This is a genomic window from Microbacterium sp. PRF11, from assembly GCF_031844085.1.
Lineage (GTDB): Bacteria > Actinomycetota > Actinomycetes > Actinomycetales > Microbacteriaceae > Microbacterium.
In genome coordinates this window covers 211,403-229,406 of record NZ_JAUZUP010000002.1, presented here as the reverse complement: position 1 = coordinate 229,406, position 18,004 = coordinate 211,403, and the positions used below count along the sequence as shown (strand labels likewise).

Here is an 18,004-nt window from a genome sequence, read left to right as displayed (position 1 = left end):
ACAGAATCTGGCGACTCACGCGCGGTGGTGCGTCAGCTCACGCGGCGACGGCCGCGCAGGCTCCAGGCGATGCCTCCGCCGACCAGCAGGGAGGCTGCCAGCAGCCCGACCCCGAGGGCCGGCTGGGCACCGGTGGCGGCGAGCGTCCCCTTCGCGACGACGGTCAGGGGCAGGCGGGCGATCACGGTCGCGTCCGCGCCGGTCACGATCACCGTGTGCGCGCCGACGGCGAAGTCGGACGGAACCCTCACGTCGAAGGCGACCCGGCCCGCGGCGTCCGCGGCGGGGATACCGGCGATGCGCACGGGCTCGCTGCGCAGTTCGGCGGACACCTGTTCTCCCGGCTTCAGTCCGCTGACGGTCACGCGCACGGTGCCACCGCGCTCGACCGACGAGGCCGAGAGGGTCGCCTGGGGCCGGGCGACGGGCCCCGTCGTGGGCGCGGTGCTCGCCGTCGGACCGGCGGTGGCGGTGGGCGTGGAGGACGCCGTCGGGGTGGCCGTGGGCTCCGCCGTCGGGGTGGCCGTGGGCTGCGCGGTCGGGCTCCCCGTGGGGGTCGCGGTCGGCGAGGCCGTGGGGCTGCTCGTCGGCGTCGGGGTCGGGCTCGTCACGACGACCGTCGCGGTGACGAGGATCGCGGTCGCCGAGCGGGGGGTGCGATCCGGTGCGTTCCACGCGGTCGAGCCGTCACGACCCACCCAGTCGTTGTCGTTGGCGCCGAGGCTGCGCACCGTGCCCGTGACGACGTACGAACCCTCCTGAGACGTGTCGACACCCGTGGTGTCCCAGTCGATCGGCAGTGACGAGACGCCACGACCGTACGCCGTGGTCACCTCGGCCGTCTCCGGCAGTGCCTTCTCGACGTCCGCACCGGTGCGCACCTCGGTCGAACCGAGGTCGGTCTCGACCGCCGCGACCGCATCGGCCGCACGCACGCGGTCGTAGTCGGCACGCGTGAGGTCGAGGATGCCGCCGTGCTTCGTGTGCGGAGGCATGTAGTAGTCCGCGCTCTGCAGCACCGAGAAGCCGGCATCCAGATCGTCGGTGGTCATCGGCTTGTACCCGACGGTCGGGATGACGTCGACGTAGAGGTACCACTGATCCGCGTCGTTGCGCTTGAACCCGGCCGGTCCTTCGACCCCGCCGGCGTTACCCCCGGCCCACGATGCGCCGATGCGTTCCTGCACGCGCGTCCATGCGGTGCCCGTCTTCCACCACGTGGGCGAGGACGTGGCATCCATGTAGATGCCCTTACCCTGGGCGTTGTCCTTGGTGACGCGGTAGGTCTTCCCGTCGTGCTGGATGAGGGTGGTGTCAATCGTCTCGCCGCCGTCGTCGACGAAGACACCGCCGTACGCGTAGGAGGCCTGCGTGAAGTCGGACGTCGATCCCCAGAGGATGCGGCTGTAGCCCGGCTGCGTCGCCCCCTGGTCGTAGAGCTTCGACGACCAGTACACGACGAACGAACCGTTGCCCTGGCCGTCGAAGTCCGGCACCCACGTGGCCTCGGGTGCCCACGCCATCCCGAGTCGCGGCGTGGGCGGTGCCACGTCGAGCTGGCGCGGCGCGGACCACGTGACGAGGTCGTCGGACTCCCAGACCACGAGCTTCGTACTGCCCTGGCTCGACCAGTAGCACCACTCGGTGCACCCGTTCGAGCCGCGGTCCCCGCCGAAGACCCGCAGATCGGTCGCGATGATGTAGTACGTGCCGGTCTCGGGATTGCGGGTGATGTAGGGGTCGCGCACGCCGGTGGTCCCCAGTGCGGATGCCAGGATCGGCTTCCCGCCGTTGAGCGGGTCCCACTGCTCGGCGTTGTTCCCGCGCGAGACGTCGAGGTAGATCTTCTCGGCGTAGCCCTGCGCGTCCTCGATGAAGTGAACCATGAGGTAGCCGTAGGGATCGTCGGCCGCGACCGCGGGCTGCACCCGCGCGGTGATCTGGCGCGTGGCCTTCACCCCGCGCACCTCCGCGGTCGCGGTCAAAGCGACGTCGCGGCTCGGTTCGCCCGCGGCGGGCTGCGTGAGCGTCAGCGTCCGTCCGTCGGCACCGATCGCCGCGGCCGCGTCGGTGGTCGACCAGGTGATCGCGCCGCCCGCGTCAGGCAGGGTCGTGACGGAGTCGCTGATCGCAATGGGGTCGTCGAGCTGCTCGAGGGTCCGCGCGGCATACCCCGCGACGGCGGAGGCGTGCTGCTGTGCGTCGGCATCGCTGACGGCCGCGACCTCGCTCGCGCTCAGCGCCCGGTCGTACACGCGGAAGTTCGACACGGCGCCCTTGAACAGCGGGTCCGGCCACGGCGAACGCCCGATCGCGTTGAGGCTCTGGTCGGCGATGGATGCCGGAGTCAGGGCGGTCTGCGCTGTCGCGGCGAGCGCGCCGTCGATGTAGAACGACAGCGTGTCCTTCGCCCCGTCGAGGACGGTGGTCAGGGAGTACCACCGGTCGGCGTCGAGGTTGACGGCGGACCGCGCGTTCACCTCTCCGCCACCGGACGCGGTGGTGATCGCGGAGCGGGCGGAGTCCCGGACGCTGGTGAAGAAGTACGACTGGTTGGCGTCGTTGCCGATGTTCCAGAGGAAGTTGAACGAGTTCTTCATGCTCGCGTCGATCTTGACCTCGGTCGTGACCGTCGCGGCTTCTTCCCCGACGAGGAGGTTCTGCGGGAGGCGGACCCAGTTGCCCGCGGACCCCTTCGCTCCGCCGGTGAGCGTGAGCGCGGCATCCGCCCATTGCGTGTCGGCGGCGTTCTCGACGACGGCGGCGCCGAAGGGCGATCCCGCGGCCGTGTTCGCGACCGACGCGCCGGTGGTCTGGTCGAAGCGGTACTCGGCGATGAGACCGCCCTCCGGCGCGGCGGGAACGGCTGCGACCGCGGGGGCGACCGTTCCGGCACCGATCATGCTCAGCGCCAGGGTCGCGGTGAGCGCCAGGCGTCGTCTCCCCCGGCGCTGGCGTTCGGGGAGGGGCGGGCCGACTCGGGAGGGGTCCATCGTCACGTCCTTGTCACGTCGCGGGCGGCGCCGTCGCTCGCCCGTCCGCGATGACACTATTGTTAGCGCTCACAATTTGCAAGCGTCCTTCGTCGGATGACGACACCCGGGCAGCAGCGAACACTGGCGGGCATCACAAGTGGCCCGGGGCGACGCGGATGACTCCGGGCCGGCGGCATCCATCGACCGACATGCAGACGCACACGCTGGCCGCTCCACGCACGCGATTGCGGGGATCTTGCGGTGGGCTTGCGCTTGCATTTCCATTCAGCTGCAACGACCTGGCGGTGGGTCGGGGAGTCCTGAGGCAGTGCTCACCCGACGGCGGCGGGTTCCTTGTGGGAGCGGTACCAGGCTGGAACCATGACGAGCCGCCCGGTCGGGTGGCCTCGCACCAGACTCGCAACCTGCGGCCCCGAGCCGCGAAAGGAACCGTCATGAACAAGATCGTCAAGGCCACCATCGCCGCTGCCGCCGGTGCCGTCCTCCTCCTCGGCGGAGCGGGAACCTTCGCCACGTGGAACGCCTCGGCGACCGACAAGGGCTCGACCATCGTCGCGGGAAACCTGGTCGTCAAGGACTCGGGCGTGGCCGGCGTGTGGACGGCCAACGGGTCCACCACGCCCATCTCGCTCGCCGGCTACGCGATCGCCCCCGGTGACACCCTGACCTACACGAAGAAGATGTCCATCACCGCCGAGGGCGACCACGTCGTCGCGACCCTCGCCCTCAGCCCGACCTCGATCGCCGCGGCCAATCCCGCGAACGCGAACGACCAGGCCCTCTCCGGCTACGTCAAGTCCAACGCGGTCCTGACCGCCAGCGGCACCGGCATCTCCGGCACCGGCCCCACCTTCACCGTGACCCCGGGAGCCGCCAACGTCGCCCAGGACGTCACCGTCACCGTCACCATCGCCTTCCCCTATGGCGACACCGTCGGCGGAAACAACGCGTCGATGTTCGGTGCCGTGAACCTCAGCGACCTGACGGTCACGCTGACCCAGAAGACCGCCTGACCCTCCCGGTCCGAACCCCGTAGAGGATCCCTCGATGTCCGCCCCCACACGTCGCGCAGCGCGTCTCGAGAAGCAGGCCCGCCGCCGTTCCACGCCGGCGCGGCTGCTTCTCGCGGCAGCAGCCGCCGGCGGGGCGGTCATCGCCGGGATCCTCGCCGGTGGCGGCACCTTCGCGGTGTGGAACTCGACCGCCTCGGCCGCCTCCGCCGCCACCCTCAAGGCCGGCTCGACGAGCCTGACCCTCACTCCGCTGTCCCTGTCGGCCACCGGGCTGTACCCGGGGCGCACCGTGTACGCACCGAGCACCGTGCGCAACACCGGTACGACGCCGCTCGCCCTCGGCCTCGACGCCGTGACCGGCCCGCAGACCGCCACCGCCTTCAGCTCCGCGGTCACGGTCACCGTCGGGACGGCGGCCACCCCCGCCGACTGCACCGCCGGTCGCCTGACCTCCGCGGTCACCGCCGGGGTCGGCGCGACGCCCCGATCCGGCCTGGCATCTCCCCTCGCCCCCGGTGCAACCGCGACCGTCTGCGTCGGGCTCGGACTGCCCCTCAGCGCCCCGGCCGCCGCGGCCGGCGCAGCCGCCTCGCCCCTGACGCTCACCCTCTCGGGAACACAGGTGCGTCCGTGATCCGCCGCCGCTCCCTCGCCGCGATCGCCGCCATCGCCACCCTGGTCCTGCTCGCCGGCGCCGGCACGGCCACCGCCTCCTGGAATGCCACGGCCGCGTTGACGGCATCCGCCTCCTCGACCACCATCGCGACCGCTTTCGGGCAGAGCGGCCAGCTCAATACGACGTACCGGTACAGCGGCAGCACCTCGACGGCCGCCACCGGCGCACTCACCATCACCAACAGCGGGGGAGCCCCCCTCGCGTACAGCCTCGTCAATCAGACCAGCGGCAGCGCCTCCCTCGCACAGAAGACAGCGCTCGTCCTGTGGACCGGCACCTGCGGTGCGACGATCCCCTCCTCCGGCACCGTCTCGACGACCCTCGCCGACCGGGCCCCCGCCCTCCCCGCCGCGGCGCAGTCGGTGGCCCCCGGGTCGAGCGTCACGGTCTGCGTGGCGACACGCATCGACGGCCCGGATGCCACGAGCACCAACGCGACCCTGCAGGGGCAGACAGTCACCGCCGCCTTCAGCGTGACGGGGGCGGTGGGAACCAGCTGGACCACCACGGCGACCACCGCCGCCATCACCCAGAGCGTCTACCGGATCGAAGCCCCGACCGCGGTGTCGTGCGCGAACGGCAACCGCTCGGTCGTGATCGGGTGGAACGCCCCCGCGAACCGCGCCGGCGCCTCGGTGACGTACCGCGTGTTCGACACCGGCAACACCGCCGCCACCCTTGCCGGCGTCACCAGCGCGAACGACACCGCGTCCGTCTCGCTCGACAGCACCAGCTTCGGCCGCAACGGCACGTACACCCTCGGGGTCGAGGCCAAGGACTCCGTCTCCGGCACCACCGCGTCCACGACCTCCACCATCGCGGTGCAGCGTGTCACGCGGTACTTCCTCCTCTTCCCCTACGCCAGTCTGGAGTGCGCATGACCACCGCGACCCTTCCCGCCGCATCGACCACGGGCGTGACCACCGACTCGCGCCGCGACGCCGCGACCAGCGCCACCTCGCCGACCGTCTCGCGTCGCGACCGCCGCGACGCCGCGACCCGTGCGCGCGCCGGCCAGAGCCTCCTGCACTACCTCGGGGTGTCCCTCAGCGCGGCGGTGCTGATCCTCGTCCTCGGTGTCGCCGCCGCCGTCATCGGCGTGCCCGCGCTGGTCGGCGGCAGCGCCATGACCGTCCTCACGCAGTCGATGGAGCCGAAGCTCCCCCCGGGAACCCTGGTCGTCATCCGGCCGACGGCCGTCGACGACATCCAAGTGGGCGACGTCATCACCTATCAGATCCACTCCGGAGAGGCCGCCGTCGTCAGCCATCGCGTCATGTCGAAGACCTACGCGGACGGCGAGCTCACCTTCGTCACGAAGGGCGACAACAACGACGAGGTCGACCCCGATCCGGTTCGGCCCGTGCAGGTGCGGGGCACCCTCTGGTACAGCCTGCCGCTCCTCGGCTGGGTCAACAACGTCCTCAACGGCGCCAACCGATCGATCGTGGTCGGCGTGGCGGCGGGAGGACTCTTCCTCTACGCGGCCGGCATGGCGTTCGCCGCCGTCCGGGACCGGCGCCGGGAGGCGGCGACCGAGGCGCGGTGACCGTGTGTGGCCCCGGGGCGACGAAAGTGGCCCCGGGGCCACACGGCACCACCCCCACCCCACGGCGACCACCGCACGGTGATCGCCCGTGGCACCACCCCGCCCCACGGCGACCACCCCACGGTGGCCGCCCCTAACCCCGGGGCCACACAGCACGCCCCCGCGCGTCACACGGGCAGACGCACCTCGAACACCGTCCGACCGGGTGTGCTCTCCCCCGTGATCGACCCCCCGTGCGCGGAGGTGATCGCCTGCGCGATCGAGAGCCCGAGTCCCGTGCTCCCCGCATCGCGGTTGCGCGAGTCGTCGCCGCGCGCGAAGCGGTCGAACAGGCGTTCCGCCACGCCCGGGTCGATCCCGGGCCCCGTGTCGGCCACGCGCAGCACGGCTTCCGCGCCCTCGCGCGCCAGCGACAGCGTCACGGTCGTGCCGGCCGGGGTGTGCGTCTGCGCGTTGCGCAGCAGGTTCGCGACGACCTGCCGCAGCCGGTTCTCGTCGCCGGTCACCGAGATGAGGTCGTCCGTGACGTCGAGGCGCCACTCGTGCGTCGCGTCCGCGGCCTGGGCGTCGCTCACCGCGTCGACGGCGAGCAACGTCAGCTCGACCTCCTCGCGGCGCAGGGGCTGTCCGGCATCCAATCGGGCGAGCAGGAGCAGGTCGTCGACGAGGGATGCCATGCGCCGGGCCTCCGACTCGATCCGGTCGAAGGAGCGCGCCTGCGTCGGCGTCATGGGGGCGTCCTCGCCGAGGGAGAGCTGGGCGTATCCGCGGATGCTGGCCAGCGGCGTGCGCAGCTCGTGGCTGGCGTCGGCGATGAACCGGCGAAGCTGCTCCTCGCTGTGCTGACGGGCGGCGAGAGAGGACTGCACGTGCCCGAGCAGGTCGTTCAGCGAGGAGCCGACGCGCCCCACCTCGGTCGCCGTGTCGGTGTCGGCGGGCGCCGCCCGGTCGGGGATCTCGACCGCTCCCGCGCTGAGCGAGAGCGTCGACACCCGCTGCGCGACGGCCGCGACCCGGTCGAGGGGACGCAGACTGCGCCGGACGAAGACCGACAGACCCAGCACCGCGACGAGCAGCGTCACCGCCGAGACCGCGAGGAGGATCACCGTCAGCGCCGACGTCGTGGCGGTCACGTCGGCCTCCGAGCTCCCGGAGAAGACAGTGGTGCCGTCGTCGACGGCCGCCGCCACCCGGAAGGCGCCGAGGTCGCCCCCCAGGTCGACCGTGGTGGGCGTGCGGTCGGTCGGCACGCTCCGCAGTGTCTCGATCTGGTCCTCGGTGAGATCGACCTCGGTCCCGTCGACCCGGGTGTATCCCGACCTCTGCACCGTGCCGTCGTCGGCGATGACCGCCTGCAGGGTACCGATGCGCTGCGCCGGGCCGTCGGCATCCATCCCCGACGGCCGTTCGCCGCCGCCCGGTGGGGAGAAGTCGTCGCGACCGACCGCGAACGACAGGCCCTCGCGCACCTGCTGATCGAGGCGGTCGAGGGTGAAGGAACGCAACGCGAAGATGGTCGCGAGGCTCATGACGAGGAACGCCAGGGCGACGAGCACGCTCGTGCCCACGACGAGGGTGCGCCGGAGGGTCCACCGCGAGCGCGTCATGTCGTCTTGATCGTGTAGCCGACCCCGCGGACGGTGTGGATCAGCGGGTCGCCGAGGGTGTCGATCTTCTTGCGCAGGTACGAGATGTAGATCTCGACTACGCTGCCGTTGCCGCCGAAGTCGTAGCTCCACACCTGATCGAGGATCTGCGCCTTGCTCAGCACCCGACGCGGGTTCTGCATCAGATAGCGCAGGAGCTCGAACTCCTTCGCGGTGAGCTTGATCGGGATGCCGCCGCGCTCCACCTCGTACGACTCCTCGTCGAGCGTGAGGTCGCCCACGCGCAGCCGCGGGTCGGCGTCGGCGACGACCGCGACGTGACGTCGGGCCATGCCGCGCAGCCGCACGACGACCTCCTCGAGGTTGAAGGGCTTGGTGACGTAGTCGTCGGCGCCGGCGGAGATCCCCGCGATGCGGTCCTCGACCGCGTCCTTGGCCGTGAGGAAGAGGACGGGGGCGTCGTTGCCCGCGGCCCGGATGCGGCTCAGCAGCTCCATCCCGTCGAGTCCCGGCATCATGATGTCGAGCACGAGCAGGTCGGGACCGAACTCGCGAATCGCGTTCAGCGCCTCTTGCCCGTTGGCGGCGGTGCGCGCCTCCCACCCCTCGTTCTGCAGGGCCATGCGCAGCAGGTCGCTGAGGTTGGCCTCGTCGTCGACGACGAGCGCGCGGACGGGAGAGCCGTCGGAGCGGGTCAGGGATGCGGGCCGGGATGCCATGACAGCCAGCATGCACTCTCGCCGACGCCCGTGTCGTGCGACTTACCTGCTTCAAAGAAACGGTGAGGGAGCGGTGAGGGTGCCGTTCCTACGGTCGACCCGACGGCCGCACCCCGCGTCCGGAAGGAGAAGCATGTACGGCACCTACCTGCGGCGCGAACTCGCCGGCCGCACCAAACAGACCGTGATCGTCGCGGTCGGACTCGCGATCGCGATCGCGCTCGTCATCGTGGTGAACGCCCTGTCGGCGGGCGTGCGCGACGCTCAGTCGCAGGCGCTGTCGACGGTCTACGGCGTCGGCACCGACCTCACCGTCACCGGCGCCCAGAGCGAGCCGGGGCAGGGGAACGGTCCGCGCTTCGACTTCGGCGCAGACGACGGCGCGACCAGCGACGGCACCACCACCCTCAGCCAGTCCCGCCTGATGACCGACATGCGCCGGGGCACCCTCGACGCGTCGACCGTGTCCACGGTCGCGGGTCTCGACGGCGTCTCCGAGGCCACCGGAGCGCTCGCCCTGACGAACACCACCTTCTCGGGCCAGATGCCCGACCGCAGCACGCAGAGCAGCACCGCTCAGGGCGAAGGGATGCCGCAGGAGCCGCCGACCGGCGGCGGTCCCGGCGGCGACGGTGGCAGCGCCTTCGGTGTGGACTCGTTCAGCGTGCTGGGCGTCGACCCGGCGGCATCCATCGGGCCCCTGTCCTCGGTGACCGTCACCGAAGGGCGCGCCCTCACCTCGGCCGACGCCGGCACCGACGTCGCGGTCGTGGATGCGACCTACGCGACGAGCGTAGGACTGACGGTCGGCGGAACCGTCGACGTCGCGGGCACCGCGATGCAGATCGTCGGGATCGTGGCCTCGGCCTCGGCCGACGCCGACACCGCCGCGAACGTCTACCTCCCCCTCGATGTCGCGCAGACGCTCGCGGGCACGGGCGATGTGGTGTCGACCGTCTACGTGCAGGCGACGTCGGCGGACGCCATCGACGCGGTGCAGAGCGAGATCTCTGCCGCGCTGCCCGACGCCACCGTCAGCTCGCAGTCGGAGCTCGCCTCGACGGTGTCGGGCTCCCTGTCGAGTGCGTCGAGCATGATCACGACCCTCGGCACCTGGCTCTCGATCGTCGTGCTGCTGGTCGCCCTCGCCTTGGCTGTGCTCTTCACCATCTCGGGCGTCGCGCGACGCACCCGCGAGTTCGGCACGCTCAAGGCCATCGGCTGGTCGAACGGTCGCATCGTGCGCCAGGTCGCGGGCGAGTCGCTCGTGCAGGGGCTCATCGGCGGCGCCGCGGGACTGATCCTCGGTCTCGGCGGCATCCTGCTCGTCAATGTCATCGCCCCCACCGTCTCGGTCGGCGCGGCGACCTCCGGCCCCGGCGGCCAGGACGGCCCGGGCATGGGCGGTCCCGGCGGCTTCGGTCAGGCGGCGGCCCAGGCCACCGACATCGTCCTCAGCGCCCCCGTGACCCCGGTCGTCGTGCTGGCCGCGGTCGGTATCGCGGTCCTCGGCGGCGTGCTCGCGGGAGCCTTCGGCGGATGGCGCGCCGCCCGCCTCAGCCCCGCCGCCGCCCTCCGGTCCGTCGCGTGAACGGCATCCCCCATTCCTTCGAAGGAGACACCATGACCCTCACCGCTCCCCCGTCCGTCGCCACCGCGTACCGCCTCGAGGGCGTCACCCGCACCTACCGCCAGCGCGACCGCACGGTCCAGGCGCTGGCCGGGGTGGACCTCGAGATCGCCGCGGGCGACTTCGTCACCATCCAGGGCCCGACCGGCGGCGGCAAGTCGACCCTGCTGCAGATGCTCGGCGCCCTCGACCGCCCCTCGGCCGGCTCCGTCGTGCTCGGCGATCTCGACATCGCCACCGCGTCGAACCCGCAGCTGGCGCAACTGCGCGCCGCGGAGATCGGCTTCGTGTTCCAGGGGTTCAATCTCATCCCGACGCTGACCGCCGCCGAAAACGTCGACATGGGCCTCGAACCCCTGCGACTCGACCGCGACGAGCGCGGCCGGCGCGTCACCGAAGCCCTCACCCGGGTGGGCCTCGCCGACCGCGCCGACCACCGCCCCGGCGAGCTGTCCGGCGGTCAGCAGCAGCGCGTCGCGATCGCTCGCGCCGTCGCGAAGCAGCCCCGCGTGCTGCTCGCCGACGAGCCCACCGGCAACCTCGACGAGCGCATGCGCGACGAGATCCTCGACGTGCTCGAGCAGCTCAACGCCGAGGGACTGACCCTGGTCGTGGTCACGCACGACTCGGCCGTCGCCTGCCGCGCGCGCCGACGCCTGCGTCTGGCGCAGGGCCGGGTGACCGACATCACGCGCGACTGACCCGCCGCACCCGACGGGGGCAGGGACGAGCGGGAGACCCCCTCCGCTCGTCCCTCCCCTCCGCCCGTCCCCGCTCGGTCGAGCGCCACGCCGCGAGGAAGCCGCGTGAGTGTCCACGACACCCGGACACCCGCGGAACCCGTCCGGGTGTCGTGGACACTCGACGGGGCGAGACCCCGCCGCACGCCCACCCGTCAAGACCCGCCCGCCCGGCGGCATCCCACCCCTACAGTCGAAGCACGCCGACCGAACGGATGCCATGGCCGCCCGCAACACGCGCCTGATGCGCTGCACGCCCGACGACCTCTTCGCCGTCCTCTCGGACGGCTGGCTCTACCCCGTCTGGGTGGTGGGCGCCGCGCGCATGCGCGACGTCGACCCGCAGTGGCCCCGGGAGGGGACGCGCATCCACCACTCGCTGGGCGTCTGGCCCGTCATGATCCACGATGAGACCGAGATCGTCGAGTGGGATCCGCCCCGTCGGGTCCGGCTGCGGCCGGAGGCCGGCATCCTGGGTCGCGGCGTCATCCGCATCGACGTGCGTCCGCACGGCGACGGGATCGCCGTGACGATCGCGGAGGAGCCCGTCTCGGGTGCGGCCGCCCTGCTGCCGTCGCTGCTGTGGAAGCCGATGCTCGTGCTGCGCAACCACGAGTGCCTCAACCGCCTGGCGTTCCTCGCCGAAGGGCGCCGCGAGGAGCGGGAACTGCGCGAGCTCGACCACCGCACCGAGACCCCCGACCCCGACGAGGGAGCGGCCTCGCCGCAGGCTCGCGCCGACGTGCGCGAAGCGAGCGTCTGAGCTCAGCTCTCGGGACGCGAGGCGGCGCCCGTCGAACCGGGCTGCTCGGTGCTGTGACGCAGCTCGTCGACGTAGAGGTTCTCTTCGTCGGTGGTGCGGTTGCGGTAGGCCGCACGCCCCACCATGTGCGCCGCGAGCGGCGCGGTCGCGAACTGGATCAGCACGATCGGGATGCCGAAGGCCAGCGCCTCCCAGGATCGCAGGCTCAGTTCCACCGCGATCACGATCAGCAGCACGCCCAGCACCTGCGGCTTCGTCGCCGCGTGCAGGCGGGTGGGAACGTCGCGCCAGCGCAGCAACCCGATCGTGGCGGTCAGACACAGCACCGCGCCCAGGAGGACGAGGACCAGGGCGATCGTGTCGAGCAGGGTCTCGATCGTCATCTCGGGTTCTCCTTCCGCGCGACGAAGCGGGCGACGGCGATCGAGCCGAACACGCCCACGGCGGCGATGATGAGCATCGCCGGGAGCGAACGGGTGTGGTGGTTGATCACCATGTCGGCACCGAGGATGCACACCACCTCGGTGAGCAGCACGTCGGCCGCGACGGCGCGGTCGAGGATCGACGGGCCGATCACCAGACGGATCAGCGCCAGCACGGCCGCGACGGCGAAGACGACGAGGATCACGACGACGAGAGCGGTGGTCACAGCAGGGTCCTTCCGTCGCGCGGCGAACCGGGGGCGTCGTGCGCGGCGATGTTCGCGCGCAGCTCCTGCAGCTCTTCCTTCGAACCGACCGCTCGAGTGATGCGCGCCTCCCAGCCGAGCACGACCCGCCGCTGGTGTTCGAGGTCGGCGTCGCTGCGGATCCCGATCGTGTGCAGGTAGAGCGTGCGATTCTCGCGATCGACGTCGACGATCAGGGAACCCGGGATGAGGGATGCCGTCACCGCGGTGTGCGCCATGATCACGTCGTCGTCGACACGCAGGGGAACCGCGATGATCGCCGCCCCCGGCTGACGGCGCACGTCGAGCACCTGCCACGCCACGATGAGCGAACCCTTCACGACCGCGCCGAGGAAGGTGACCACGAACACGAGGCCGTACCAGAGGTTGATGCGACCCGACAGCTCGACCGGGGGCAGACGGAAGACCCGCGTGACGAAGACCGCCATCACGAGGCCAGTGAGGAAGGCGAGCCAGGTGAACTGGCCCCACAGCAGCATCCACAGGGCGACCAGCCACACCAGGAACGGCAGCTGGTGCAGGAACAGCGAGATCTGCGAGCGACGGCTGGGACTCATCGTTGACCCGCCTGTTCCTGGACCTGCACGAGGCTCACGCCGTCGGTGATCGTGACGCCCGCCCGCAGGCACATGTCGAGCAGGGGGCCCGCGAAGACGGTCAGCGCCACGGTGACCGCGACCATCCCCACGGTCGCCAGCGTCATGATCCGGGGCGTCGTGCGACGCTCGGTCGAAATGGCCGCCGCGGGGGCGTTGCCGAGGTAGGCGATGCGCTCGGTCGTCTCGGCGGAGTCGTCGTCCTCGCGCCAGAATGACAGGTTCCACGCGCGCATGAGGGCGTAGAGCGTGAGGATCGACGTCGCGACGCCACCGACGATCAGCACCATCATCACGGGAGTACCGACCTGGGCCGCTGCGTCGAAGAGGGCGTACTTGCCGATGAAGCCCGAGAACGGCGGGAGGCCGCCGAGGTTGATCGCCGGGATGAAGTAGAGCACCGCCAGCACGGGGGCTGCCCGCATCAGTCCCTTGACCTTGAGGATCGAGGTGCTGCCCGCCCGGCGCTCGATGAGGCCCACGGCCAGGAACAGGGTCGTCTGCACGATGATGTGGTGGACGATGTAGTAGATCGTCGCCCCCACCGCGAGCGGCGTGTTGATCGCGAGTCCGAAGATCATGTAGCCGATGTGACTGACCAACGTGAACGACAGGATGCGCTTGAGTTCGGCCTGAGCGACGGCGCCCAGGATGCCGACGATCATCGTCGACAGCGCGACCATCATCAGCAGGAAGTTGATGTCGTTCTTGACGAAGAGCTGCGTCTCGGTGCGGATGATCGCGTAGACGCCCACCTTGGTCAGCAGGCCCGCGAACACCGCCGTGACGGGGGCGGGCGCCGTCGGGTAAGAGTCGGGCAGCCAGAACGACAACGGGAAGACGGCCGCTTTGATCGCGAAGGCCAGCAGCAGCATGAGGTGCAGGATCGTCTGCGTGTCCTGGGGCAGCAGCGCCATGCGCTCCGAGATCTGCACCATGTTGACCGTGCCGAGCGCGCCGTAGACCATCGCGATCGCGGCGAGGAAGAGGATCGACGACACGAGCGACACGACGATGTAGACCACGCCCGTGCGGATGCGCGACTCGGTGCCCCCCAGGGTGATCAGCACGTACGACGCCACGAGCAGGATCTCGAAACCGACGTAGAGGTTGAACAGGTCGCCGGCGATGAAGGCGTTGAAGATGCCCGCACCGAGGATGAGATACGCCGGGTAGAAGATCGAGACCGGGGTGTCCTCGTCGTTGTCGGCCGCGCCCTGACCGATCGAGAAGAGCAGGACCGCGAGCAGCACGATGCTCGTGACCACCACGAGCAGGGCCGCGAGCACGTCGACGTAGAGCACGATGCCGAACGGGATGTCCCACGCGGCGATCGCCACCGCGATGGGCCCGCTCGTGTCGACGGTCACGAGCAGGATCGCGCCCAGCACGAGCACGGCCGCGAGAGAGGCGACCGACACGGCGATCTGGGTCTTCTTGCGCCGACCGAAGATGAGGTTGATCGCGGCGCCGATGAGCGGGATGCCGACGAGGAGGGGCACGAGGGCGCTCACGAGCGATCACCGTCCTGGGGGTCGCTGCGGTCGTCGTCACGATCATCCCGCCGCACGGCCACGCGGTCCACCGGGGCGTCATCGACCAGCGACGACAGATCGCCCTGGTGCAGCACGCGGATGGGTGAGGCGACGTCGCCGACAAAGTCGGTCGTGACGTCGTCGTCGTCGGAGCGGGACTCCTCGTCCATCGCGTCCTCCGGCTCGTTCGCCGTGCGGGCGCGCAGCGCGACATCGTCGGCGTCGTCGATGACCGTGTCGGCCTGGCCCAGCTGCCACGAGCGGTAGATGAGCGCGAGCAGGAACGCCGAGATGCCGAACGTGATGACGATCGCAGTGAGAGTCAGGGCCTGCGGCAACGCGTCGGACATGTCGGCGGCATCCGTCTCGCCCCCGTCGTAGAAGGGCGCTCGTCCGGGTGCGCCCATCACGATGAGGAGCAGCAGGTTGGCGGCGTTGCCGAGCAGGAGGAAGCCGATCAGCACGCGCGTGAGGCTGCGCTCGAGCATCGCGTAGACACCGCACGCGAACAGCACGGCCATGACGATGACGAGGACGAACGAGATGGTCATGAGTTCACCACCTCGGCGTCTTCGGGCAGCTGCGACTGGCGGTCGACCTCGGCGCCGAGGCTGCGGAGCACGTCGAGGACGAGGCCGATGACCACGAGATAGACGCCGATGTCGAAGATGGTGCTGGTGACGAACTCCCAGTGCCCGATCAGCGGCAGCTCGCCCTCGAAGGTGAAGCTCTGCAGCGGTGCGAAGCCGAATAGCATCGGGACCAGCGCGCACAGCACGGCGATCGCCATGCCCGCACCGAGCAGTCGGCCCGCGTCGGTGGGCGCGGCGGCGCCGAGCTCCCACCGGCCGCCGGCGATGTAGCGCATGACCAGGCCCATGCCCGCGACGAGACCGCCGGCGAAGCCGCCGCCGGGCAGGTTGTGCCCGGCGAACAGCAGGTACAGCGAGACGATCATGATCGAGTGGAACAGCACCCGGATGATGATCTCGAGCAGGATCGACCGGTTCTCGGGCTGGACCTTCGCGCCCGAGATGAGCCACGCACGCGGTGCACCCGTCTCGCCGGCGCGCTGGGCCCGTACGCCGCTGTCGGTCTCGACCAGGGGGCGCCGACGCCCCAGACCCACGCGGGCGCGGGCGGTGCCCGAGCGACGCGCGAGGTTGTCGCTGCGATTGGTGATGAAGACGAGGGATGCCACGCCGGTGGCGGCGAGCACGAGGACCGAGAGCTCGCCCATCGTGTCCCACCCGCGCAGGTCGACCAGCGCGACGTTCACGACGTTGCGGCCGTGGCCGATCTCGTAGGCGAGCGGCGGCCATTCGAGCGAGATGGGGGCGTCCTGCCGTGCGCCGGTCGCGACGATGGCGACCAGCGCCATGGTCAGACCCACACCCGCACCCAGGACGGCCCGTGCGAGCGGGGCGACCGACTCGTTCTGCTCCCCCATCCGCGCGGGTAGGCGTCGCAGCACGAGCGCGAACACCACGAGTGTGACGGTTTCGATCAGCACCTGGGTGAGGGCGAGGTCGGGGGCGCCGCTGGTGGCGAAGAGCACGACCATGCCGAGACCGGTCACCGACACCAGTGCGACGCCCGTGTAGCGCTTGCGGGCCCGGACGGCCAGGATGCCCGCAGCGATCATGATCGGTGCCGAGATCAGCTGCGCCGGCGACTGCCAGGCGTCGAGCTGCGCGCGCCACTCGTTCGACGCGAGCAGGGCGGTGCCTTCGGCCACGACGAGCACCACGAAGATCGTGCCGACGTAGAACGGCAGCGAGCCGCGCTGGAAGCGGGCGGTGACCCACTCGGACGAGTGGTCGATCCCGCGCAGTGCGACGTTGTAGACGTCGTTCGCGGTGAAGGGCAGTACGCGACGCCGCTTGTGCAGCTGCGTCTTGCGCACGACCCAGAAGATGCCGGCACCGAGGGCGAGCGTGCCCAGCGAGATGAACAGGGCGGGCTCGAGACCGTGCCAGAGCGCCAGGTGGTACGGGTAATCGGGGGCCGCCACACCCGGAGTCGCCTCGGGCAGGCCGTCGGCGTACGGCGCCAGCCCGTGGTCGACGATCGGCGAGAGGAAGCCGAGGGCGAGCGTGATCGCCGACAGCAGCACCGGGGCCGACAGGAAGCCGATGGGCGGGTCGGGCCACTCGGTGGTCTCGACGTCGCGCTTGGTCCAGTACGCGCCCCAGAGGAAGCGGATGCCGTACGCCGCCGTGAGCGCGGACCCCAGCACGATGCCGACCAGGGCCACGATGCCCCACGCCGCCCCGCCCTCCGCCTCGTGGAGCAGAGCCGTCAGGGCGGTCTCCTTCGCCACGAACCCGAGCGTGGGGATGACACCCGCCATCGAGAAGATCGCGATGAAGGATGCCGTGGCCATGACGGGCGCCTGGCGACCGAGGCCGGAGAGCTGCCCGATGTCTCGGGTGTTCAACTGCCGGTCGATGACGCCGACGACGAGGAAGAGGCACGACTTGAACAGCGCATGGCTGAGCAGCAGGGCGACGCCGGCGAGAGCGGCATCCCTCGTTCCGTACCCGAGCATCACGGTGAGGAAGCCGAGCTGGCTCACCGTGCCGAAGGCGAGGATGCGCTTGAGGTCGCGCTCGCGAAGCGCCTGGAAGCCGCCGAGCAGCATGGTGAAGACGCCGAGCGCGATGAGCGTCGGCCGCCAGAAAGGCGTGTCGGCGAAGCCGGGGGCGAGGCGCGCGACGAGATAGATGCCGGCCTTCACCATGGCTGCGGCGTGCAGGTACGCGCTGACCGGCGTGGGCGCGGCCATGGCTCCGGGGAGCCAGAAGTGGAAGGGGAAGATCGCCGACTTGCTCAGCGCGCCGACGAGCAGGAGCAGCACCGCGATGTCGACAACGGTGCCCGTCGGGGGGTCGGCCAGGATCGTCGACAGGCTCGACGTGCCCGACTGGACCACGAGCAGGACCACGCCGATGAGCATGACCAGCCCGCCGAGCGTGGTGACCAGAAGGGCCTGCAGGGCGGCTCGGCGACTCGCGGAGCGGCTGTGGTAGTACCCGATGAGCAGGTACGACAGCACGCTCGTGACTTCCCACAGCATGACCAGCACGACGAGGTCGTCGGTGAGGACCAGCCCGTACATCGCCCCGGCGAACCCGAGCAGGACCGCCGAGAACTGCCCCACGCCCTGAGTCTTGCCGCGGAAGTACCAGCGGCAGTAGATCATGACGAGCGCGCCCACCCCGGTGACGACCAGGGTGAGCAGCCAGCCGAGCACGTCCATGCGCATCGACAGAGAGACGTCGATCGCGGGGATCCAGCGATATTCCTCGAACGGAATGTCACCCCCCAGCACCGCTGGCGCCTGGGCGACGGCGTGCGCGAAAGCCAGGATCGGGAGCACCGCCGCCACGTAGAACGCCCGGGCGCCGATGCGCGACACGAGCCACGGCAGAACCAGGGGAAGCACCGCGAACGCGCCGAGGAACAACAGCATGGTCGCGCCTCCTCGGG

At 70.8% G+C, this 18,004-nt stretch carries 16 protein-coding genes; 7 read left to right on the top strand and 9 right to left on the bottom strand.

The window, feature by feature from the left end:
* Nucleotides 1-32: 32 nt before the first annotated feature.
* Nucleotides 33-2,993 carry a LamG-like jellyroll fold domain-containing protein gene (locus Q9R20_RS06620; RefSeq protein ID WP_311248590.1) on the bottom strand — a complete coding sequence of 987 codons (2,961 nt, stop codon included), beginning with the start codon at nucleotides 2,991-2,993 and terminating at the stop codon, nucleotides 33-35.
* Nucleotides 2,994-3,430: 437 nt separating this feature from the next.
* On the opposite strand from Q9R20_RS06620, the gene Q9R20_RS06615 reads away from it, so the two are divergent.
* The 4 genes from Q9R20_RS06615 to Q9R20_RS06600 are packed head-to-tail and all read left to right on the top strand — an operon-like array spanning nucleotide 3,431 to nucleotide 6,234.
* Nucleotides 3,431-4,009 (top strand): alternate-type signal peptide domain-containing protein, encoded by a 579-nt coding sequence (locus tag Q9R20_RS06615; protein ID WP_311248589.1) that lies wholly within the window; start codon nucleotides 3,431-3,433, stop codon nucleotides 4,007-4,009.
* A gap of 34 nt (nucleotides 4,010-4,043) precedes the next feature.
* Entirely contained in the window at nucleotides 4,044-4,643 is a 600-nt protein-coding gene (locus Q9R20_RS06610; RefSeq protein ID WP_311248588.1) for a hypothetical protein, read from the top strand.
* Nucleotides 4,640-5,566 (top strand): hypothetical protein, encoded by a 927-nt coding sequence (locus tag Q9R20_RS06605; RefSeq protein WP_311248587.1) that lies wholly within the window; start codon nucleotides 4,640-4,642, stop codon nucleotides 5,564-5,566. Before Q9R20_RS06610 ends, Q9R20_RS06605 begins: the two co-directional genes overlap by 4 nt.
* The gene (locus Q9R20_RS06600) at nucleotides 5,563-6,234 is read left to right on the top strand and encodes a signal peptidase I (protein WP_311248586.1); all 672 of its coding nucleotides are present in this window, start codon (nucleotides 5,563-5,565) and stop codon (nucleotides 6,232-6,234) included. Before Q9R20_RS06605 ends, Q9R20_RS06600 begins: the two co-directional genes overlap by 4 nt.
* 167 nt (nucleotides 6,235-6,401) lie before the next feature.
* On the opposite strand, the gene Q9R20_RS06595 is transcribed toward Q9R20_RS06600, so the two are convergent.
* Complete coding sequence (locus Q9R20_RS06595) at nucleotides 6,402-7,841, bottom strand: HAMP domain-containing sensor histidine kinase (RefSeq protein ID WP_311248585.1); 1,440 nt, start codon at nucleotides 7,839-7,841, stop codon at nucleotides 6,402-6,404.
* Complete coding sequence (locus Q9R20_RS06590; protein ID WP_311248584.1) at nucleotides 7,838-8,560, bottom strand: response regulator transcription factor; 723 nt, start codon at nucleotides 8,558-8,560, stop codon at nucleotides 7,838-7,840. The genes Q9R20_RS06595 and Q9R20_RS06590 overlap by 4 nt, the downstream gene beginning before the upstream one ends.
* A 133-nt stretch (nucleotides 8,561-8,693) precedes the next feature.
* Between Q9R20_RS06590 and Q9R20_RS06585 the strand changes: the two genes are divergently transcribed.
* The 3 genes from Q9R20_RS06585 to Q9R20_RS06575 all read left to right on the top strand — a co-directional run bounded on the left by Q9R20_RS06585 (nucleotide 8,694) and on the right by Q9R20_RS06575 (nucleotide 11,693).
* A complete protein-coding gene (locus Q9R20_RS06585; protein WP_311248583.1) occupies nucleotides 8,694-10,151 on the top strand; it encodes an ABC transporter permease in 1,458 nt (485 codons plus the stop codon).
* A gap of 32 nt (nucleotides 10,152-10,183) precedes the next feature.
* A complete protein-coding gene (locus Q9R20_RS06580; protein ID WP_311248582.1) occupies nucleotides 10,184-10,891 on the top strand; it encodes an ABC transporter ATP-binding protein in 708 nt (235 codons plus the stop codon).
* A gap of 259 nt (nucleotides 10,892-11,150) precedes the next feature.
* Nucleotides 11,151-11,693 (top strand): SRPBCC family protein, encoded by a 543-nt coding sequence (locus Q9R20_RS06575; RefSeq protein ID WP_311248581.1) that lies wholly within the window; start codon nucleotides 11,151-11,153, stop codon nucleotides 11,691-11,693.
* Between the two features lie 2 nt (nucleotides 11,694-11,695).
* On the opposite strand, the gene mnhG is transcribed toward Q9R20_RS06575, so the two are convergent.
* Genes mnhG through Q9R20_RS06545 form a run of 6 tightly spaced genes read right to left on the bottom strand, consistent with a single transcriptional unit; the run spans nucleotide 11,696 to nucleotide 17,987 of the window.
* Nucleotides 11,696-12,076, bottom strand: a complete 381-nt coding sequence (gene mnhG / locus Q9R20_RS06570; RefSeq protein WP_311248580.1) for a monovalent cation/H(+) antiporter subunit G — start codon at nucleotides 12,074-12,076, stop codon at nucleotides 11,696-11,698.
* Entirely contained in the window at nucleotides 12,073-12,342 is a 270-nt protein-coding gene (locus Q9R20_RS06565) for a monovalent cation/H+ antiporter complex subunit F (protein WP_295838812.1), read from the bottom strand. The genes mnhG and Q9R20_RS06565 overlap by 4 nt, the downstream gene beginning before the upstream one ends.
* Nucleotides 12,339-12,938 (bottom strand): Na+/H+ antiporter subunit E, encoded by a 600-nt coding sequence (locus Q9R20_RS06560; protein WP_295838811.1) that lies wholly within the window; start codon nucleotides 12,936-12,938, stop codon nucleotides 12,339-12,341. The genes Q9R20_RS06565 and Q9R20_RS06560 overlap by 4 nt, the downstream gene beginning before the upstream one ends.
* The gene (locus Q9R20_RS06555; protein ID WP_311248579.1) at nucleotides 12,935-14,491 is read right to left on the bottom strand and encodes a Na+/H+ antiporter subunit D; all 1,557 of its coding nucleotides are present in this window, start codon (nucleotides 14,489-14,491) and stop codon (nucleotides 12,935-12,937) included. Before Q9R20_RS06555 ends, Q9R20_RS06560 begins: the two co-directional genes overlap by 4 nt.
* The gene (locus Q9R20_RS06550; RefSeq protein ID WP_311248578.1) at nucleotides 14,488-15,063 is read right to left on the bottom strand and encodes a Na(+)/H(+) antiporter subunit C; all 576 of its coding nucleotides are present in this window, start codon (nucleotides 15,061-15,063) and stop codon (nucleotides 14,488-14,490) included. Before Q9R20_RS06550 ends, Q9R20_RS06555 begins: the two co-directional genes overlap by 4 nt.
* Nucleotides 15,060-17,987: a Na+/H+ antiporter subunit A gene (locus tag Q9R20_RS06545; RefSeq protein ID WP_311248577.1), complete on the bottom strand. Its 2,928-nt coding sequence runs from the start codon at nucleotides 17,985-17,987 to the stop codon at nucleotides 15,060-15,062. The genes Q9R20_RS06550 and Q9R20_RS06545 overlap by 4 nt, the downstream gene beginning before the upstream one ends.
* Nucleotides 17,988-18,004: the final 17 nt, after the last annotated feature.